Annotated in this window: 19 protein-coding genes; 11 read left to right on the top strand and 8 right to left on the bottom strand. The window is 73.8% G+C overall.

Annotated features, from left to right (window positions below):
- Positions 1-12: 12 nt before the first annotated feature.
- Positions 13-582: a polyisoprenoid-binding protein gene (locus EPO13_10870; protein TAK68597.1), complete on the bottom strand. Its 570-nt coding sequence runs from the start codon at positions 580-582 to the stop codon at positions 13-15.
- A 325-nt stretch (positions 583-907) separates the two neighbouring features.
- On the opposite strand from EPO13_10870, the gene EPO13_10865 reads away from it, so the two are divergent.
- On the top strand, positions 908-1606 hold the full coding sequence (locus tag EPO13_10865; protein TAK68708.1) for a TIGR00730 family Rossman fold protein: 699 nt from the start codon (positions 908-910) through the stop codon (positions 1604-1606).
- Positions 1607-1662: 56 nt separating this feature from the next.
- Here the strand turns inward: EPO13_10865 and EPO13_10860 are convergent, their stop codons facing one another.
- Entirely contained in the window at positions 1663-2475 is an 813-nt protein-coding gene (locus EPO13_10860; protein TAK68596.1) for a hypothetical protein, read from the bottom strand.
- Between the two features lie 153 nt (positions 2476-2628).
- A complete protein-coding gene (folP, locus tag EPO13_10855; protein ID TAK68707.1) occupies positions 2629-3444 on the bottom strand; it encodes a dihydropteroate synthase in 816 nt (271 codons plus the stop codon).
- Positions 3445-3717: 273 nt separating this feature from the next.
- Here folP and EPO13_10850 point away from each other — a divergent pair, with 273 nt between their 5' ends.
- The 4 genes from EPO13_10850 (at position 3718) to EPO13_10835 (ending at position 6893) form a co-directional block, all read left to right on the top strand.
- Entirely contained in the window at positions 3718-4323 is a 606-nt protein-coding gene (locus EPO13_10850) for a DivIVA domain-containing protein (GenBank protein ID TAK68595.1), read from the top strand.
- On the top strand, positions 4320-4784 hold the full coding sequence (locus EPO13_10845) for an SRPBCC family protein (GenBank protein TAK68594.1): 465 nt from the start codon (positions 4320-4322) through the stop codon (positions 4782-4784). The genes EPO13_10850 and EPO13_10845 overlap by 4 nt, the downstream gene beginning before the upstream one ends.
- A gap of 248 nt (positions 4785-5032) precedes the next feature.
- Entirely contained in the window at positions 5033-5200 is a 168-nt protein-coding gene (locus tag EPO13_10840; protein TAK68593.1) for a DUF3117 domain-containing protein, read from the top strand.
- A 76-nt stretch (positions 5201-5276) separates the two neighbouring features.
- Positions 5277-6893, top strand: coding sequence for a leucyl aminopeptidase family protein (locus tag EPO13_10835; GenBank protein ID TAK68592.1), 1617 nt, complete (start codon positions 5277-5279; stop codon positions 6891-6893).
- 99 nt (positions 6894-6992) lie between these two features.
- Here the strand turns inward: EPO13_10835 and EPO13_10830 are convergent, their stop codons facing one another.
- Positions 6993-7649 carry an O-methyltransferase gene (locus EPO13_10830; GenBank protein TAK68591.1) on the bottom strand — a complete coding sequence of 219 codons (657 nt, stop codon included), beginning with the start codon at positions 7647-7649 and terminating at the stop codon, positions 6993-6995.
- 253 nt (positions 7650-7902) lie between these two features.
- On the opposite strand from EPO13_10830, the gene sigE reads away from it, so the two are divergent.
- From sigE to EPO13_10805, 5 genes are read left to right on the top strand one after another with little or no spacing between them, the layout of a single operon-like run.
- Positions 7903-8568 (top strand): RNA polymerase sigma factor SigE, encoded by a 666-nt coding sequence (gene sigE / locus EPO13_10825; protein ID TAK68706.1) that lies wholly within the window; start codon positions 7903-7905, stop codon positions 8566-8568.
- Positions 8565-9344, top strand: a complete 780-nt coding sequence (locus EPO13_10820; protein TAK68590.1) for a hypothetical protein — start codon at positions 8565-8567, stop codon at positions 9342-9344. The genes sigE and EPO13_10820 overlap by 4 nt, the downstream gene beginning before the upstream one ends.
- On the top strand, positions 9341-10438 hold the full coding sequence (locus tag EPO13_10815) for a hypothetical protein (protein TAK68589.1): 1098 nt from the start codon (positions 9341-9343) through the stop codon (positions 10436-10438). Before EPO13_10820 ends, EPO13_10815 begins: the two co-directional genes overlap by 4 nt.
- 56 nt (positions 10439-10494) lie before the next feature.
- Entirely contained in the window at positions 10495-11904 is a 1410-nt protein-coding gene (locus EPO13_10810; protein TAK68588.1) for a PDZ domain-containing protein, read from the top strand.
- On the top strand, positions 11901-12500 hold the full coding sequence (locus EPO13_10805) for a hypothetical protein (GenBank protein ID TAK68587.1): 600 nt from the start codon (positions 11901-11903) through the stop codon (positions 12498-12500). Before EPO13_10810 ends, EPO13_10805 begins: the two co-directional genes overlap by 4 nt.
- A 103-nt stretch (positions 12501-12603) precedes the next feature.
- Here EPO13_10805 and EPO13_10800 read toward each other — a convergent pair whose 3' ends face one another.
- From EPO13_10800 to EPO13_10785, 4 genes are all read right to left on the bottom strand, one after another.
- Positions 12604-13746: a DUF59 domain-containing protein gene (locus tag EPO13_10800; protein ID TAK68586.1), complete on the bottom strand. Its 1143-nt coding sequence runs from the start codon at positions 13744-13746 to the stop codon at positions 12604-12606.
- 93 nt (positions 13747-13839) lie between these two features.
- Complete coding sequence (locus EPO13_10795) at positions 13840-15570, bottom strand: type II/IV secretion system protein (protein ID TAK68585.1); 1731 nt, start codon at positions 15568-15570, stop codon at positions 13840-13842.
- 47 nt (positions 15571-15617) lie between these two features.
- Positions 15618-16220, bottom strand: a complete 603-nt coding sequence (locus EPO13_10790) for a DUF1003 domain-containing protein (GenBank protein TAK68584.1) — start codon at positions 16218-16220, stop codon at positions 15618-15620.
- Complete coding sequence (locus tag EPO13_10785) at positions 16210-17619, bottom strand: magnesium transporter (GenBank protein TAK68583.1); 1410 nt, start codon at positions 17617-17619, stop codon at positions 16210-16212. Before EPO13_10785 ends, EPO13_10790 begins: the two co-directional genes overlap by 11 nt.
- Before the next feature lie 110 nt (positions 17620-17729).
- On the opposite strand from EPO13_10785, the gene EPO13_10780 reads away from it, so the two are divergent.
- Complete coding sequence (locus EPO13_10780; protein ID TAK68582.1) at positions 17730-18701, top strand: CoA ester lyase; 972 nt, start codon at positions 17730-17732, stop codon at positions 18699-18701.
- Positions 18702-18753 lie beyond the last annotated feature (52 nt).

Below are 18753 nucleotides of genomic sequence, written 5' to 3'. Positions count from 1 at the left end.
CCAGCCGGTGACTCAGACCGGCTGGACGGCCGGCTCGCTCACCCGGGTCGCGGCGACGTCGAGCTGGAGGCGGATTTTGTCGCCCAGCAGCAGGCCACCGGTCTCCAGCGCGAGGTTCCAGGTCAGCCCGAAGTCGCTGCGGGAGATCTCCGCGGTCGCCTCGAAGCCCGCGCGGACGTTGCCGAACGGGTCGAGCGGCAGCACGCCACCGAGTTCGACGGCCAGTTCCACCGGCCGGGTCACGTCCTTGATGGTCAGGTCGCCGACCAGGACGAAGTCGTCGCCGCGCTGCCGTACGCCGGTCGAGCGGAAGCTGATCGTCGGGTAGTGCTCGGCGTCGAAGAAGTCACCGGACCGCAGGTGGGCGTCGCGGTCGGCGTTGCCGGTGGTGATCGAGACAGCGTCGATCGTGACCTCGGCGGTCGAAGCAGCCGGGTCCGCGCCGTCGAGGACCAGCGTCCCGGCGAACGACTGGAACGAACCACGCACCTTGGTGACCAGGGCGTGGCGGGCGGCGAAGCCGAGGGTGGTGTGGGTCGGATCGATGGTCCAGGTGCCGGTGTACTGGCTGAGGTCGGTCATGACAGCTCCTCGATCGGTGAGGCAAGGCGGTGGGTGGTCAGGGCGTCAGGCGTGGTGCCGGGACCGGCCCCGATCTCGTTGAATCGGGGATAGTCAAAGCGTCAACCACCTGAGTAGTTGAACACGAAACGATTCACGGCGCAAGTCGTCGCGAAATCCCGCCTTGGGCGTCGCCCACCCCACGGGCCCACGGCCCAGCGGAACGGGCCGGGCGGGCAGCGACAACGGCGGCTAGCGTGAGCCCGTGCCCGCGACCTGGTACGGCGACGACCCCGATCCCGACCCCTCGGGTCCCCCGCCGGAGCGGCAGCGCGGCCCGGTCACGCTGCGGCGCGGCCAGATCCAGACGTCGACCACCGACCAGCGGCTGCTGGACACCCGCGGTCCGGGCGACTGGGTGCACACCGACCCGTGGCGGGTGCTGCGCATCCAGGCGGAATTCGTCGAGGGCTTCGGGGCCCTGGCCAACCTCGGTCCGGCCGTCAGCGTGTTCGGCAGCGCTCGTACGTCGCCCGGCGACGCGGACTACGCGCTGGCGCGCGAGGTGGCCTGGCACCTGGCCGACGCCGGCTACGCGGTGATCACCGGCGGGGGGCCCGGGATCATGGAGGCGGCCAACCACGGGGCGGTCGCCGCCGGCGGCCTGTCGGTCGGGCTCGGCATCGAATTGCCGTTCGAGCAGGGCCTCAACGAGTGGGTCGACATCGGAATCAACTTCCGCTACTTCTTCGCCCGCAAGACCATGTTCGTCAAGTACGCCCAGGGCTTCGTCGTGCTGCCCGGCGGGTTCGGCACCCTGGACGAGTTGTTCGAGGCGCTCACCTTGGTGCAGAACCGGAAGGTGACGTCGTTCCCGGTGATCCTGGTCGGGTCGGACTACTGGCGTGGTCTGGTCGACTGGCTGTCGGGCACCATGGCCGCCGCCGGAAAGATCCGCCCGGGCGAATTGGACCTGTTCAGCGTGACCGACGACCCGGCTGAGGTCGCCCGCATCATCGTCAGTTCAGACGACCGGCGCCACTAGCCGCTCAGACGACCGGCGCCACCAGCCGGGGCCACGCGGGCGCGACTGCCCGCGGCTCAGGCCGCCGAGGCCGACGGGCTCGCCGAGCCGGTGGCACTCGGCGTACCGCTCGGTGCCGTGCTGGGGACGTCGCTCGGCTTGCCGCCCGGGGCCTTGCCGCCCTCGTCGCCGTGGTGGTCGCGCCACTTCTCGACGCGGTCGCGCAGGCCATCGACCTTGTCGGCGAAGTCCTGTCGCCGTTGCTCCAGCGCCGCGGCGGCCTCCGGGCTCAACGCGACGACCACGCGTCCGGTCACCGTGTCCCCGGACACCGTGCCGAGGACGAAGACCGTGTCGTCGGCGGTGATCGCCGACGCCTTCACCTCGTCGCGGTCCCGGTAGACCGTGGTGTCGCCGGTGATCGCGTACGTCGACTCGTAGCCGTCGGTGCTGCGGACCGTGATCGAGCTGTCCGAGGTGGCGGTCGCCTTGCCGCGCTGCAGCCGCAGCGTCGTGGCCGTGCCGGACTTGTCGGCCACGGCGATGTCGCCGTGCAGCAATCCGCCTGCCGCGAGATCCCGGACCTGATCGAGCGCCTGCCCGGCGTCGGCCAGTCCGCCGAGGAAGCCGACGCCGGCCAGTCCGCCGAGGAAGCCGAGGCCGCCGAGCCCCGGCAGGCCGAACCCGGGACCGCCGCCTGGCCGGCGCGGACCGGACGTGGCGTCCGGGCTGGGAGCGGCGTCAGCGGCAGCGGCGTAGTCGCCGTTGGCCGGTCCGTTGCCCTGCACGGCATTCACCCCGGCGAAGGCGACGCCGGTCAGCACGGTGGCGCCGACGGCACCGGCAGCGGTCCAGGCGGCGGCGAGGGCGATCGTGCGAGAGCGGCTCACGGGGTCCTCCAGCGACGGCAGCGACGGGCGTTCCACTGTGCACAGCCGGACCGCGACGAAGCCAGGTCCGCGGTGTTCGGGCCATGTACGAACGCTTTTAGCGCCGGGCTAACGACGCCCATGAGCCGGCCCGGTAGTGCCCCGGTACGCCGGTCAGGCCAGCCCGCGACGGCTCAGGTACGGCTCCCGCGTCCCGCGGATCGACGCGACCATGTCGAGCACCGCACGCGTCGCGGCGACGTCGTGCGCCCGGAAGACCCGGGCGCCGAGCCAGGCGCAGACCGCCGTGGCCGCCAGCGTGCCGGTGAGCCGGTCGGCCGGCTCGGGCAGGTTGAGTGTCTCGCCGACGAAGTCCTTGCGGGACAGCGAGACCAGGACCGGCCAGCCGGTGTCGACGAGGTCGCCGAGCCGGCGGGTGACCTCCAGGGAGTGCCGGGTGTTCTTCCCGAAGTCGTGACCGGGATCGACGATGACGGACTCCCGGGCGACGCCGAGGGCGACGGCACGCTCGGCCTCGGCCGTGGTCCGCCGTACGACGTCGGCCATGACGTCGTCGTACGCGACGCGGTGCGGCCGGGTCCGTGGCTGCTGCTCGCCGGCGTGGGTACAGACCAGGCCGGCGCCGTAGCGGGCCGCCACCGCCGCCAGCTCCGGCTCGATACCGCCCCAGGCGTCGTTGAGCAGGTCCGCCCCGGCGTCGCAGACCGCGACGCCGACCGCCGCCCGCCAGGTGTCCACGCTGATGACCAGGTCGGGATAGCGGGACCTCACCGCGGCCACGAAACTCGCGGTACGGCGGATCTCCTCGGCCGCGTCGACCTCGGCGCCGGGGCCTGCCTTGACCCCGCCCACGTCGACGATCGCCGCACCGCCCGCGACGGCGACCTCGACGGCGGCCATGGCGGCGTCGTCGGCGACGTACGCGCCGCGGTCGAAGAACGAGTCGGGCGTGCGGTTGACGATGGCCATCACCACGAGTTCGTCGTCGCCGAAAGTACGGCGGCCTAGCCGGAACGGCACCAGTCCTCCTCCGCCGGATGGCCCGGCTCCAGGCCGCAGCGTGGCACCATCGTCGCAGCCCAATGAGCCGGGGCCCGGTGGGCGACGACGAGGGCCGCCGGGACGGCGATCGGGCAGGACCCGACCGGGCAGCCGGCGCCAGCGGCGGTCAGCGGCGAGAGTGAGCGGCGACGGGCAGCGTGATCGCGCGACCGGACGTTCGCGGGTGGGAGGAGGCAGGCCATGTCGTGGTTGTTCGTGATCGTGGGGATCGCTGTGGTGGTCGGCGTGGCACTGCTGGCCGTCGGTGGCCCCGACGGACTGCCCGAGCCCACGCGTGACCGGGTGCCCGACCTCACCGCTGCCGACCTGTCCGCCAGCGACCAGCCGGCCAGCGACCGCTCGGCCAATGACCTGCTGGCCGGCGACCCGGTCGCGCGTGACCTGGCCGGCACCGGCCTCGCGGCAGCCGACCCGGCGGCCAACGAGTTGCCTTCGGCCGGCCTCGCGGATGGCGCGCCCGGCGACACACCCGCTGTGGCACGAGCCGTCGACGTCGACGAGATCCGCTTCGACATCGGGCTGCGGGGCTACCGGATGGACGAGGTGGACGAGGTTCTGGACCGGTTGGGCGACGAGCTGTCCGCCCGCGACGCTCGTATCGCGGCCCTGCAGGCCCGCCTCGACCAGGCGACAGCCGGACCTGGGCACGAGGCCGGACCCGCGTACGCGGCCGGACCCGAGTTCGAAGCCACACCTGTGTACGAGGCCACACCTGCGTACGAGGCCGGACCCGGGTCCGAGGCACAGTCGGGCGGCGCCGTACGCCGGGACGAACCGGGCCAGTGACCGAGCTACGGGTCGACCTCGCCGTCCGGGCACCCCAACACGTGGTGTTCGACGCGCTCACGCAGTGGCCGTCACAGGGCGCCTGGATGGTCGCGACGACGGTGGAACTCATCAGCGGCGACGGCCGCGGCCCGGGGTCGGTGCTGCGGGCGGTCACCGGCCGTGGCCCGCTTCGCGTCGTCGACACGATGACGGTGAGTGCCTGGGAGCCGCCGGACCGGGTCGAGGTGCGGCATACCGGCCGGGTGGTGCGCGGCCTGGGGATCTTCGAGGTCCAGGCGATGGCCGCTGACCGGTCCCGGCTGGTGTGGACCGAGCGGCTGGACGTGCCGCTCGGCTGGCTCGGCCGGTGCTGCTGGCTGCTGCTGCGACCCCTCGTCGCGGCTGGCATCCGCCGGTCCTTGCGGACGTTCGCGGAGCTGGTCGCGGCCGGCGAGCTTCCCGCGACTGGCCGGACCTGAGGGAAGCCGGCTCGCGATCGGCCGGCTCAGGCGCATTCCCGGCGCGCGACGGGGGTCGCAGGGGCGCGCTCCGGATGGCGCTGGGATCCCGCGAACGGCCCGCTCGGACGTACGGCCGACCAGCGGCGTGGGGGTCATAGCGGGCCATTGATCACGACATCGTCGCCCTACGACACCCAGCCAGCGGCCGGTCGGCGATAATGACCGCAGCCCGCGTCGTCGACGCGGGACCGATCGAAGGAGAGCCGATGGCCGCCATGAAGCCGCGGACGGGTGACGGCCCGCTCGAGGTGACCAAGGAGGGACGCGGCTACGTCATGCGCGTCCCGCTCGAAGGCGGCGGCCGTCTCGTCGTCGAGTTGTCCGCAGACGAGGCGCGCGATCTGGGGGACAAGCTGCTCGCCGTCGTCGCCTGATCCGCCGGACCCCGGCGTGCCCGGCGGACTCGTACGTCCGCCCCGGCGCCGGGGTCCTCCATTGCCGGGAGGCCAGATGCCCGCCGCCGCGACCCCTGCTCGGCCGGCCCGGCCACGGCTGGACATCCTGACGCGAGCCGAGGTCGACGACGGCACGGCAGCGCCCGCGGTCGTCGTACTGGCGCTGCGCGAGGGCGGCTCGCCGGCTGCGTCCGACGTCGAACTGGCCCGCGAGTACGGCGTCGACCTGCCGCGGCGCCTGGCCCGGGTCGACGCGGCCGGGGCCGCAGCCGACATCACCGTCGTCGATCTGGAACGTGACGGGCCGCATCGGCTGCTGGTCGCCGGGCTCGGTTCGGCCGAGCCGCAGCCGGTGCGGCGTGCCGGGGCTGCCGTGGCCCGCCGGTTGCCCCGTACCGGGATCGTGCGCATCCTCGCCACCGCCGCCCTGCCGGCCGATTCCGTGCGCGCCTTCGTCGAAGGCCTCGTGATCGGCGGGTACTCGTTCTCCCGCAAGTCCGGACTGCCGCGCGGCGCAGCCGGGCCCGGTACGCCGCAGGTCGCGGAGCCCGCGACGATCCAGCTGGTCGTGCGGGACGCGGCGGCGGCAGCTGCCGCCCGCCGAGGACTGCTGACCGGGGACGCGGTCTGGCTGGCCCGAGACCTGGCCAACACCCCGTCGCGGGAGAAATCCCCGGCCTGGCTGGCCGACCAGGCCGTCGCGGTGGCCGAAGCGGCCGGCCTGACGGTGACCGTCCGCGACGAGGTCGCCCTGGCCGCCGAGGGTTTCGGTGGCCTGCTGGCGGTCGGTGGCGGCAGCGTCCGGCCACCCCGGCTGGTGACGCTGCGCTACCGGCCGGCGGCCCGGCACGGCACGGCGGCCCGGCACGGCACGGCGGCCCGGCACGACAAGGCAGCACGGCACGACAAGGCAGCGCGGCAGGGCACGCCGGACCGGCACGTGCTGCTGGTGGGCAAGGGCATCACCTTCGACTCCGGCGGCCTGTCGCTGAAGCCCCCGGAAGCGATGATCCCGATGAAGACCGACATGGGCGGCGCGGCGGCGGTGCTGGCGGCGATGTCGGCGCTGGCCGCGCTCGACGTACCCGTGCAGGTCACCGCCCTGCTGGCCTGCGCGGAGAACCTGCCCAGCGGTACGGCGATGCGTCCGGGCGACGTCGTCACCCACTACGGCGGTCGAACGACGGAGGTCCTCAACACCGACGCCGAGGGCCGCTTGGTGCTCGGCGACGCGTTGGCGTACGGCATCGCCGCGCTGCGGCCGGATCTGGTCGTCGACCTGGCAACGCTGACCGGCGCGGCCACGCTGGCGCTGGGCCGCCGCCACGCCGCGCTGTTCAGTCCCGACGACCGGCTCGCCGCGGAGTTGTCCGCCGCCGGGGACCGGTCCGGCGAGTTCCTCTGGCGTATGCCGCTGGTCGAGGACTACGCCGCCGCTATCGCGTCCCCGGTCGCCGACGCCGTCAACGCGGTGCGTGATCCGACCGTTCGTGGCGGGGCGATCACCGCGGCGCTGTTCCTCGCCGGTTTCGTCGGTGACGCGCGGTGGGCCCACCTGGACATCGCCGGCCCGGCGCGGGCCGACAGCGACCGGGACGAGTTGACCAAGGGCGGCACCGGCTTCGGCACCCGGGTGCTGCTGCACTGGCTGGAGGCCGGCGCTCCAGCCTGACCGGCGTCCGCCTCAGCCACCCAAGGCCGAGGGGCGCACGTCAGCTACCCACGGGGCGTAGCGGCTTCAGCTGCTCAGGACCCCGGCCCTGGAGGCCCGTCAGCTACGCAGGACCGCGGCGAGCAGGCCGTCCCCGACGGTCAGCAGCGCCGGGACCAGCCGCTCGTCCTCGCGGAGCGACGTACCGACCTCCCGCAACGCGACGGTGTCGGCGTCACGCTGCGCCGGGTCGGCGACCCGGTCGTGCCACAGGGCGTTGTCGAAGACGACGATTCCGCCGGGCCGCAGCAGCCGGAGCGCCTGCTCCAGGTACGCCGGGTACTCGGCCTTCTCGCCGTCGACGAAGACCAGGTCGTAGGCCGCGTCGGTAAGGCGGGGCAGCACGTCCAGCGCCCGGCCGGCGATCAGCCGGATCCGCGAGGCGGGGTAGCCGGCCGCCGTGAACGTCGCTCGCGCCACTCGTTGGTGCTCGGCCGATACGTCGACGGACGTCAGCACCCCGTCCGCGGCCATCCCGGCCAGCAGGGCGAGGCCGGAGACCCCGGTCCCGGTCCCGATCTCCACGACATGGCGAGCGCTGACGGCGGCGGCAAACAACCGCAGCGCCGTGGCAGCACCCGGAGACACCGGGGGCGCCGGCAGCGCAGCGGCCCGGCTACGGGCTGCTGCCGCCACGTGGTCCTCACCGCCGTACCCCTCGGCGTACGCCCAGGTCGCCGCGGTCGGCGGCGGGAACGGGTCCGGTTCCTCAGCCATGGGGGGCAGCGTAGTGGTCGGCGGCGGCGGTGATCAGCGGTCGACCGGTCACGTCCGGGGCCGGGGCGGGGGAACCCTCGGGCCGCCCCGCACGTCGCCGCAGGTGCCCGGTCCGCGGCCCGAGCGGTCAGCTCGGTCCGACGCTCCTGCCGTGCCGGAATTTGGCGCACCCGACCCTCGGAGAGGCACCATGGTGTTGACGACGCTGCCTGGCAGCGCCGACGTCGCGACCGGCCGGCAGTCCCGGCCGACGATGTCGCTCCCACGGTTGGAAGGGCGGAGTCGGATGGCTGAGCGGAGCGCGCCACCGTCGCTGGAGTCCACCGCGGTCGAGGCGACGGCGGACAGCTGCCCCAGCTGGGACGACGTCGTCACGCTGCACGGAGCGCGGGTCTACCGCCTGGCCTACCGGCTGACCGGAAACCGGCACGACGCCGAAGACCTCTCCCAGGAGGTCTTCGTCCGGGTGTTCCGGTCGCTGTCCCAGTACACCCCCGGCACCTTCGAAGGCTGGCTGCACCGGATCACCACCAACCTCTTCCTCGACCTGGTACGCCGCCGCGCCCGGATCCGCTTCGACGCGTTGCCCGATGACGCTGCGGACCGGCTGCGTGGTCGGGAACCGAGCCCCGCCGAGCACCATGCGGACCGCAGTTTCGACGCCGACGTGCAGGCGGCGCTGGACCGGCTGTCGCCGGACTTCCGGGCCGCCGTCGTGCTCTGCGACGTCGAGGGATTGACGTACGACGAGATCGCGGCCGTCCTCGACATCAAGATCGGGACGGTCCGGTCGCGTATCCACCGCGGTCGCGCCCAGCTGCGCGCCGACCTGGCGCACCGGGCGCCGCGGACGGCCACCCGACTGCCGGCCACCGAGCCGCTGGCTGCCCCGGGGCGGGCCGGAGAGCAGGCCTGGTGAGCGCGGATCGTCACCTCGGGGAATGGGTCTCCGGGCTGCTCGACGGTGCGCTGAGCGGTGCGGAGCGGGATCGGGCGCTCGCCCACCTGGCCCGCTGCCCGCAGTGTCGCGACGAGGTCGACGCCGTACGGCAGCTCAAGGCGGCGTTGCGCGACTGCCCTCCGCCACCGCCCGGTCTGCTCGACCGGCTGCGTGAAGCGCCGCCGCGGATCGTGCGGGCCGCCGACGCCGCGACCGAGTCGCTTCCCGTGGTCGACGGCGGAACGAGCCCGGCAGCCCTCACCCCGACCGGACTTACCCCGACCGGATCGCGGCCGGGGCGGCTGTACCGCACCAACCGGCGCGCGGGCCGGCTCGCGCGTCCGCAGTGGCGCCGCGCCCGGGTGACCCTGATCGCCGGCGGCGACGCGCCGCGCGCTGCGCAAGGCGTCGCCGCTGCGGCCGGCGTACCGCGGTCCGGCACGGCGACCGGTGCAGCACGCGGGGAGCGCACCCGGCCCGGCCGCCGCCGGTCGCCCGCGCTGTCGGCTGGCCAACCGCGCCGGCACCGGCACCTCCGCTCGGTGGTCGGCGGCGCCGCGGTCGCCGCCGTGGTCTGCGTGCTCGGGGTCGCCCTGGTGGTTCCCCATCGCGGGGCGGACCCGGTCGTCGTTCCGCCGGTGGGCCGGTTCGCCGCCGAGCACGACGCGACGACGGGTGGCCTGCCGGTGACGTCGCCGGGATTGCGGGTCAGCCAGGTCGGTATCTCCGAGGGCCTGGGGGCGGCAACGCCGTGAGACCGGTGGTACTCGCCGTTGGCGCGGCGGGTGCGGCGGTCGTGCTCGCACTGGCCGCCCTGCTCATGCTGGGCTCGGCGCCGGCGGGGACCGGGACCGCCTGGAACGGCGCGGTGGTGCCGGCGCCGCGCCCCGACCTGCCCGACGACCCCGCCGCGGTCGCCGAGCTGACCCGCGCGGTGTCCGCGTCGGCCTCGGTGGGCTACTCCGGTGTCGCGGTGGTCCGTGCGTTCGCCGCCGGCCGCGAATCGACCCGCTCGGTCAACGTCGTACGGGCGCCGGGGACCGGCACCTCGCTGACCGTGCTGGGCAAGGGCGGCAAGGTCGTCGGCAGCCAGTTCAGTCCCGACGAGGGCGGCCCCACCGCGGTACCGGGCGACGCCGGGCGCATGCTCGGTTTGGTCGCCGACAACTACGGCGTCGGCTCCGGCCCCCCCGGGTCGGTCGCCGGACGTCCCGCCAGCGTCGTGGTCGTGCAGCGGGCCAGCGCCGAGGTCGCCGCGCGGTTCTGGATCGACCGGCAGACCGGTCTGGTGCTGCAACGGGAGCTGTACGACAACCAGGGTGACCTGGCGCAGTCCGCGGCGTTCCAGTCGCTCAGCGTGGGCACACCCGTCCTCGCTCCCGAACTATCCGCCGACGCGGTGTGGACGCATCCGGTCGACGACGCGCGATACGACCAGATGCGCGCATCCGGCTGGACCTGCCCGGCGGCGCTGCCGTTCGGCCTGTCGCTGTACGAAGTCCGCGAAGGCGAGGCCGACGGGGCCGACGTGCTGCAGATGATCTATTCGGACGGGCTGACGACCGTGTCGCTGTTCGAGCAACGCGGTTCGTTGGACGGGAACGGCCCGGCCGGTTTCACCCGGGCGGACATGGCCGGTTCGGTCGCATGGACCAGGACCGGGCCGCCCACCCAGGTGGTCTGGCAGTCCGAGGCGTCGGTGTTCACCCTGGTCTCCGACGCCCCGGACGACCTCGTCCGATCGGTCGTGGCGGCACTGCCGGGCAACCCGGTGACCGCGGACGGCTGGTCGGACCGGATCGCGAGAGGATGGGGCCGAGTCGTCGACGGCCTGAGTCCGTGGTCGTGACGGCGAGCCCGGTGCCGCCTGCCGACGTCGTTGACGTCCGTCTCCCGTGAGGTCCCATGGCCGACGAGTCCGACGCCGCCGCGTGGGCGCCTCCGCCCGCGAGCGAGCCCACTCGCTCCGAGCCGGCCGCGACGCCGCCGTACCCGAGCCACCCCACCGACGCCGGGTCGCCCCCGGCTGACGCCAGCCTGACTCCAGCGGGCCCGACGGACGCCGAGTTCTATCCGGCGGGTGCCGAGCCACCGGCGCCGCAGCCGGCGGACGCCGGGTCGTATCCCGGCCCGCCGGAGTACGGCCACTACCCGTATGCCGGGCACGACCCGTACGCCGCGCCGTACCCGTACGGCGGCCAGTACCCGAGCCAGCCGTCGTACGCCGGGCCACCCCGTCGCGCCGGACTCGGCGGCGGCCGGCTGATCGCCATCGTCGCGGTGGTCGCCCTGCTGGCCGGTCTGATCGGCGGCGCCACCGGTTTCGCGCTGGCCCGCCGGACCGCGCCGGCCGCCATCGTCCCGCTGCCGCAGGCGCCCGGGGACACCTCACCGCGGGGGGCCACGACGATCGCCGGGATCGCCGCGGCGATCCTGCCCTCCGTGGTGTCGTTGCGCGTCAACGGGTCTCAGGTGTCCGGCACCGGGTCGGGCTTCGTGGTCCGGGCCGACGGGTACCTCGTGACGAACAATCACGTCGCGGCGCCCGCGGCCGCTGGCGGCGCGATCGAGGTCGTGTTCAACGACGGCAGCCGCGCGAAGGCGACGGTGGTGGGCCGCAACGTGTCGTACGACCTGGCCGTGCTCAAGGTCGACCGCAGCGGCCTGCCGGTCGCGGCGCTGGGCAACTCCGACTCGGTCGAGGTCGGTGACCTCGCCATCGCCATCGGCTCGCCGCTGGGGCTGTCCGGCACCGTCACGTCCGGGATCGTCAGCGCGCTGGACCGGCCGGTGACGGCCGGCGGCCGGCAGGAGGCGTCGTACATCAGCGCGATCCAGACCGACGCCGCCATCAACCCCGGCAACTCCGGTGGACCGCTGCTGGACGGCGCCGGTCAGGTCATCGGGGTCAACTCCGCCATCGCGACGCTGGCCACCGAGGGCGCCTCCGGCCAGGGCGGTTCGATCGGGCTCGGCTTCGCCATCCCGGTGAACCAGGCCAAGCGGATCGCCGAGGAGATCATCGCGACCGGACGGTCGACCACCCCGGTCGTCGGTGTGTCGCTGGACCTGCAGTACGCCGGCTCCGGTGCCCGCATCGGCGACCTGACCAGCGGCGGACCGGCCGCCGGGGCGGGGTTGCGCGTCGGCGATGTCGTCGTCGCGGTGAACGGCCGGCCGGTCGACGACGCGACGTCGTTCATCGTCGCCGTGCGCAGTTCGGCACCCGGCGACACCGTGGTCCTCACCGTCGAACGCGACGGCGACCGGCGTGAGCTGAAGGTCCAGCTCGGCGCCGACACCTCGGGGGGATGAGCGGCGCCGGCGGCGCCTACGCTGGGTCGGGTACGGCATCCGGCGCCTCGGCCAGTGGCTGGGGGCGGTGCGGTGGAGCGTCAGGAGCAGCCATGTTCGACGTCGGTCCGTGGGAGTTCGCCGCGGTCGCCGTCGTCGCGCTGCTGGTGCTCGGCCCGGAGAAGCTTCCCAAGGTCATCGGCGATGGCGCCCGCTTGCTGCGGCAGTTGCGGGACATGGCCACCGGGGCGCGGCGGGAACTGGCGGAGTCGTCCGGGCTGGACCTCAAGGAGACCCTCGAACCGCTCCGTGAGATCGCCGACCTGCATCCGCGGCGGCTGGCCGCGTCGATCCTGTCCGACGTCAACGACGACGGGCTCGCCGGCCCGCGCGGCCGAGCCGGCGGCGCGGGGGCGTCTGGGGATGTCGCCGCTCGATCCGCGGCCGGCGAGGCGGATCCGGCCGAGTCCGGCCGCGGCGCGGGAACGTCCGGGTCGGCCGGTTCGGCAGGACGGCCCGGCTCCGCCGGATCGCCGGGCACAGGGTCGCCGGCCACACGGTCGGCGAGCAGCCCCGGAGCCGACGGCGTACCGCTGTTCGACCCCGACGCGACCTGACCGGCGTCGCGCCGTACGCGATCTGACTCGCTGACGGGCGTAGCGCCGTACGCGATCTGACTCGTTGACCGTCGCTGTCCGATGCGAGCTGGCCGGCGTCGGGCTAGGCCCGGCCGGCCGGGGTGAGCCCGAGGGATCGGCCGGCCAGACCGCGGGGCCGCAGCCCGAGCCGGCTCGCGACCTGCCGGAGCACGGTCGCGGCACCGCTGTCCGGGTCGCTGGCCACCAGCGGCGAGCCCGTGTCGCCGCCCTCGCGCAGCCGTACGTCGAACGGCACCCGGCCGAGCAGCGGGACGTCCGTACCGAGCTCCGCGGACAGTTGCGCGGCGACCCGCTCGCCGCCACCGGACCCGAACAGCTCCAACGGTTCGCCGCAGTGCGGGCACGGCACGCTGCTCATGTTCTCCACCACACCGGCGACTTTCTGGTGGGTCTGGGCGGCCAGCATCCCGGCCCGCACGGCCACCTCCGCCGCCGCCAGTTGCGGCGTGGTGACGACGATCAACTCGGCCCCGGGTAGCAGTTGCGCGGTGGAGATCGCCACGTCACCGGTGCCGGGAGGAAGGTCCAGCAGCAGCACATCGAGGTCGCCCCACCACACGTCGGTGAGGAACTGGTTGAGGGCCCGGTGCAGCATCGGACCGCGGAACGCGACCGGCTGGCTGACCCCGCCGGGCTTGAACGGCAGCATCGAGATCGCCCGGACGCCGTAGGCCTCCGACGGCATGATCAGCCCGTCCACGACGGTCGGTGCCTCGGTCAGGCCGAGCATCCGCGGGATCGAGTGGCCGTAGATGTCGGCGTCGATGAGCCCGACGGTCAGCCCGAGGCCGGCCATCGCGACCGCGAGATTGGCTGTGACAGAAGACTTCCCGACGCCGCCCTTGCCGGAGGCGACGGCGTAGATCCGGGTCAGCGACCCGGGCCGGGTGAACGGGATCTCCTTGTCCTCGCGCCCCCGCAGCCGGGTACGCAGCGCAGCGCGCTGCTCGTCGTTCATCACGTCGAGGACCACGGTCACACCCGTCACGCCGGGGACCGCGGATACGGCGGCGTCGACCCGCTCGGTGATCGTGTCGCGCATCGGGCAGCCGGCCACGGTGAGCCACACGTGCACCTGGACCTGCCCGGCCGGATCGACCTCGACGGCCTTGACCATGCCGATCTCCGTCAGCGGCCGGTGGATCTCGGGATCCTCGACGGTGGCCAGCGCCGCAGTCACGGCCTCGACAGTGGGGGCGGGCATGCCCCGATCGTAGGCGGCGGCCGACCGGCCCCTGCCGCTGGCCGGACCTGGCCAGGACGGCTCGGCGCCCGGCTGCGGCAGGCCGCCGCCGGCTCAGTCGGCGAGGGTGGTCGCGACGACCCGGAGCACTTCGGCGATGGTGGTCCGGCCGGCCGCGGCGGCCAGTACCGCGCGCTGCGCGAGCGGCAGCCAGCCGGTGGCGAGCGCGGCTCGTCGTACCTCGGTCTCGCCGGCCCCTGACAGCAGCGCGTCGCGGACCGCCGGGGTGACGACGAGGGTCTCGAAGACGCCGATCCGGCCGGCGTAGCCGGTGTCGCCGCAGTGCGCGCAGCCGACGGCCCGCGGATAGGCGTGGGTGGCGTACTCCCCGGTCAGCCCGAGCCGGGTCGCGACGTCGGCGGGCATGGGCTCGTGGACGACGCAGTCCGGGCAGGGCCGCCGCAGCAGCCGCTGCGCGAGGACCAGCGACAGCGACGACGCGACGAGGTACGGCGCGACTCCCATGTCGGTCAACCGGGTCAGCGCTGCCGGCGAGTCCAGGGTGTGCAAGGTCGACAGCACCAGGTGGCCGGTGAGGGCCGCGCGGATCGCCAGTTCGGCGGTCTCCTGGTCCCGGATCTCGCCGACCAGCACGATGTCGGGGTCCTGCCGCAGTACCGCGCGCAGCCCGCGAGCGAAGGTCATCCCGACCTTCTCGTCGATCTGGACCTGCGTCGAGCCCGGCAACTCGACCTCGACCGGGTCCTCCAGCGTGATGACGTTGCGCTCGGCGTCCACCACCTCGCTGATGCCGGCGTACAGCGTGTTGGTCTTGCCGGACCCGGTCGGGCCGGTGATCAGCACCAGTCCCTGCGGCAGGTGCAGGACGTCGCGCAGCACCCGGGACTGGTCCTCGGCCATGCCGAGACCGTCCAGGGTGGGCAGCGACCGGCTGTCCGGCAGCAACCGCAGCACGACCTTTTCGCCCCGCAGCGACGGCAGCGTCGAGACGCGCACGTCCAGCGCGCGGCCCTCGATGCTGATCCGGGTGCGGCCGTCCTGCGGCACCCGCCGCTCGATGACGTTCAGCCCGGAGATGATCTTGAGGCGGGCCACCATCGAGCTGTACGCCGCCTGCGGCAGGTGCAGCACCTCCCGCAGGATGCCGTCGACCCGCATCCGGACCCGGACCCCGTCGCGCTGCGGTTCGACGTGGATATCGCTGGCATTGAGGCGAGCGCCGTGCGCGAGCACCCGGTCGACCATCTTGATCGCCGCGGCGTCGTTCTCGTTGCCGGTCTCGGCCTCCACGGCCTCCGGCGTGACCTCTTTGAGGAACTCGTCGTACACGGCCTGGTCGACCGCCTCCGACCACACCGTCTCCAGCGCCGCGGCGATCTGGCTTTCCGGGGCGACCGAGACGTCCAGCCCGGCCGCGCCGGCCAGTGTCCGGACGTCGTCGAGGGCCACCACGTCGACCGGGTCGGCGACCGCGACCCGCAGCAGCCGGCCGTTCCAGCCGAGCACGAGCACCTTGTGACGTTCAGCCGCTCCCCGCGGGATCAACTGGGCGGCAGCCCGATCCAGCCGCGTGGCGTCCAGGCCGATCACCGGCAGGTTATGGACGCGGGCCAGTGCCGCGGCGATCTGCCGGTCGTCGACCAGGCCGAGCGACACCAGCACCGTGCCCAGCCGCCGCCGGGGCTGCGGTTCGCTGGCCTGCAGCTGCAGGGCGCGGGCGAGGTCGGCCTCGCTGACCTCCCCCGCGGCGACCAGGACGTCGCCGAGGCGCAGCCGGGCGATCGCCTCCCCGACGGGACGAGTGGAAGAGGTGGGAACGCTCACCTAGGCCCTATCGGCACGAACCCCGGTTCACCTTGACCCCGGGCCGGTCAGGACGGTGCCGGCCGGTCGCGCGGCCGCTCTGTTGACCGGTCGCTGGACCGCTCGGTGGGCCGCGCATGGGTCCGGTCGACCGTCCGGTCACCGGCTCGGTCGCCGGGGCGGTCGGCCGCGCTGTCGAGCTCGGCCAGCAGGTCCCGCAGCTCGCTGCGGACGAAGTCGCGGGTGGCGACGTCGCCGACCGCCATCCGCAGCGCCGCGATCTCGCGGGCGAGGAACTCCGCGTCGGCCAGCAGCCGTTCGGTGCGAGCCCGGTCGTCCTGGTACTGCACCCGGTCACGGTCGGCCTGCCGGTTCTGCGCCAGCAGGATCAGCGGTGCGGCGTACGACGCCTGCAGGCTCAGCAGCAGCGTCAAGAAGATGAACGGGAACGGGTCGGGTCGCAGGTCGACCGGAGCAGCGACGTTCCAGCCGATCCAGATGACGACGAACGCCGTCATCCAGGCGATGAAGCCCCAGGAGCCGATGTAGCGCGCGACCCGTTCGGACAGCCGCCCGAACGTCTCCGGGTCGTATGTCGGCCGCAGCGTTCGGCTGCGCTCCAGCGGCTGGTCCAGCCGCGGGGTACGGCGGTCCTCGCCGTCACGCGCCACGACGTGCCCCGCTGTCCGGTCCCGTGGTACCGCCGGTCGCCGTCCCGGGGGTCGCCGAACCGGGCGTCGACCGCGCGGCGTGGCCGGCCGCGTCGTCGTCGACGTCGTCCGGGTCGTCGTCCGGATCGATGTCCGGGTCCCGCCAGCCCTCGGGCAGCATGTGGTCGACCACGTCGTCCACGGTGACCGCGCCGAGCAGGTGGTCGCCGGCGTCGACGACCGGTAGCGCGACCAGGTTGTACGTGGCGAAGTACCGCGCCACCTGCCCCAGCCGGGCGTCCGGGCCGATCGGCTCCAGGTCGTTGTCCACGACCGCGGAGACCAGCGCCGCCGGGGGCTCCCGCAGCAGCCGCTGGAAGTGGGCCACTCCCAGGTACTTGCCGGTCGGCGTCTCGACCGGCGCGCGTACGACGTACACCTGGGCGGCCAGCGACGGCGACAGGTCGGGGTTGCGTACCCGGGCCAGCGCTTCGGCGACCGTGGCGTCGGGGGGCAGCACGACCGGCTCGGTCGTCATCATCCCGCCGGCGGTGTCGTCGTCGTACGCCAGCAGCCGCCGCAGGTCGGCGGCCTCGTCCGGTTCGATGAGCGCGAGCAGGCGGTCGGCCTGCTCCGGCGAGAGCTCGCCGAGCAGGTCCGCTGCGTCGTCGGGGTCCATCTCCTCCAGGACGTCGGCGGCCCGTTCGGCTTCCAGCAGGCCGAGGATCTCGACCCGGTCGTCGTCGGGCAGCTCTTCCAGGACGTCGGCGAGGCGTTGGTCGTGCAGCGCGCGGGCGACCTCCAGCCGGCGCTTGGGTGACAGCTCGTGCAGCACGTTGGCGAGGTCGGCCGGACGCAGCTTCTCGATGGTGGCCAGCAGGTGCGAGGCGCCCTGGTCGGGCGCCGGCCCCGCGGCGGACAGCCCGCGGACCGCACCCCATTCCACGACCCGGCCGTCGGCCCGCCGGCGCAGCCGGTTCGGCTCCACCCGCAGCCGGCGGCGGCCGGTGTCGGGCCGGACGTAGAGCCGGGTGACCAGCCAGTCGCGGGACCGATCCGCCTCGATCCCGACGTCCATGACCGTGACCTGCTCGGCGGTGTCGGCGAGCGTCACGTGCCGGTCGAAGATCTCGGCCATGACCAGCGTTTCGCCGTCTCGCTGCTCGAATCGCTTGAGGTTCACCATGCCGGAGACCACGACCGCCCCCGGGTCGATGGAGGTCACCCGTCCGATCGGGACGAAGATCCGCCGCCGCGGCTGCACCTCCACCACGAGGCCGAGCACGCGGGGCTGCTGCTGCCCGGACCGCAGGGTCACCACGACGTCGCGGATCCTGCCCACCTGGTCGCCGTCGGGCTCGAACACCCCGACACCGGCCAGCCGCGCGAGGAAGATCCGCGAAGGCGCGCCCGTGCTCACGCTGCGCAGGCTACCGGCGGGGCGGGCGGCAGACCGGTTGGCGCGGTCGGCGTCGGACTAGGGTCGCGCTGCGGGTGAGCGCCCGCCGACCTCGCCCTTGGAGGCCTGCCGTGACGCCGTCGCCCGCCCGCCCGCTGCGTTCCCGCCGCTCCTGCCTGGCGGTCCCCGGGTCGAACCCCCGCTTCCTGGAGAAGGCCCGCGAGGTCGGCGCCGACCAGGTCTTCCTCGACCTGGAGGACGCCTGCGCACCGCTGGCCAAGCCCGGCGCCCGCGGGCTGATCGTCGAGCACCTCAACGCCGGCGGCTGGGGGGACACCGTCCGGGTGGTCCGGATCAACGACGCCTCCACGCACTGGGCGTACCGCGACGTGATCGAGGTGGTCGAAGGTGCGGGGGAGCACCTGGACTGCCTCATGCTGCCCAAGGTCACCGACGCCGGCCAGGTGGTGTGGCTGGACACGCTGCTGACGCAGGTGGAACTCACGATGGGCCTGCCGGTCGGCGGTATCGGGATCGAACTGCAGATCGAGGATGCCCGCGGCCTGGTCAACGTGGATGCGATCGCCGCGAGCAGCCCGCGGGTGGAGACGATCATCTTCGGGCCCGCCGACTTCATGGCCAGCATCGCGATGAAGACCCTCGTGGTCGGCGAGCAGCCGCCCGGCTACGACGTCGGCGACGCCTATCACTACGTGCTGATGCGCCTGCTGATGGCGGCGCGGGCCTTCGGAAAGCAGGCCATCGACGGGCCGTACCTGCAGATCCGCGACGTCGACGGGTTCCGGCGGGTGGCGGGACGCTCGGCCGCGCTGGGCTTCGACGGCAAGTGGGTGCTGCACCCGGACCAGGTCGGCGCGGCCAACGAGATCTTCTCGCCCCGACAGAGCGACTACGACCACGCCGAACTGATCCTGGATGCGTACGACTGGCACACCAGCGCGGCGGGCGGCGCCCGAGGTGCGGCGATGCTGGGCGACGAGATGATCGACGAGGCGTCGCGCAAGATGGCCCTGGTGATCTCGGCGAAGGGCCGCGCGGCGGGGATGGTCCGGACCGAGGTCTTCACACCGCCGGTCAGTTGATAGCAGAGCCGATGAGTCACGTGGTACGGCGAGCCGACAGCCGCCGGCAGCC

This window comes from Actinomycetota bacterium (assembly GCA_004297305.1).
Lineage (GTDB): Bacteria > Actinomycetota > Actinomycetes > S36-B12 > FW305-bin1 > FW305-bin1.
This window is presented reverse-complemented; position numbering and strand designations above follow the sequence as displayed.

Excerpts from the sequence above, each read along its gene's own strand:
- EPO13_10850 (TAK68595.1), top strand. The coding sequence starts at position 3,718 with ATGTCGTGGTTGTTCGTGATCGTGGGGATCGCTGTGGTGGTCGGCGTG.
- EPO13_10830 (TAK68591.1), bottom strand. The coding sequence starts at position 7,649 with ATGGCTGAGGAACCGGACCCGTTCCCGCCGCCGACCGCGGCGACCTGG.
- EPO13_10840 (TAK68593.1), top strand. The coding sequence starts at position 5,033 with ATGGCCGCCATGAAGCCGCGGACGGGTGACGGCCCGCTCGAGGTGACC.
- EPO13_10805 (TAK68587.1), top strand. The coding sequence starts at position 11,901 with ATGAGCGGCGCCGGCGGCGCCTACGCTGGGTCGGGTACGGCATCCGGC.
- EPO13_10870 (TAK68597.1), bottom strand. The coding sequence starts at position 582 with ATGACCGACCTCAGCCAGTACACCGGCACCTGGACCATCGATCCGACC.
- folP (TAK68707.1), bottom strand. The coding sequence starts at position 3,444 with ATGGCCATCGTCAACCGCACGCCCGACTCGTTCTTCGACCGCGGCGCG.
- sigE (TAK68706.1), top strand. The coding sequence starts at position 7,903 with ATGTCGCTCCCACGGTTGGAAGGGCGGAGTCGGATGGCTGAGCGGAGC.
- EPO13_10810 (TAK68588.1), top strand. The coding sequence starts at position 10,495 with ATGGCCGACGAGTCCGACGCCGCCGCGTGGGCGCCTCCGCCCGCGAGC.
- EPO13_10835 (TAK68592.1), top strand. The coding sequence starts at position 5,277 with ATGCCCGCCGCCGCGACCCCTGCTCGGCCGGCCCGGCCACGGCTGGAC.
- EPO13_10800 (TAK68586.1), bottom strand. The coding sequence starts at position 13,746 with ATGCCCGCCCCCACTGTCGAGGCCGTGACTGCGGCGCTGGCCACCGTC.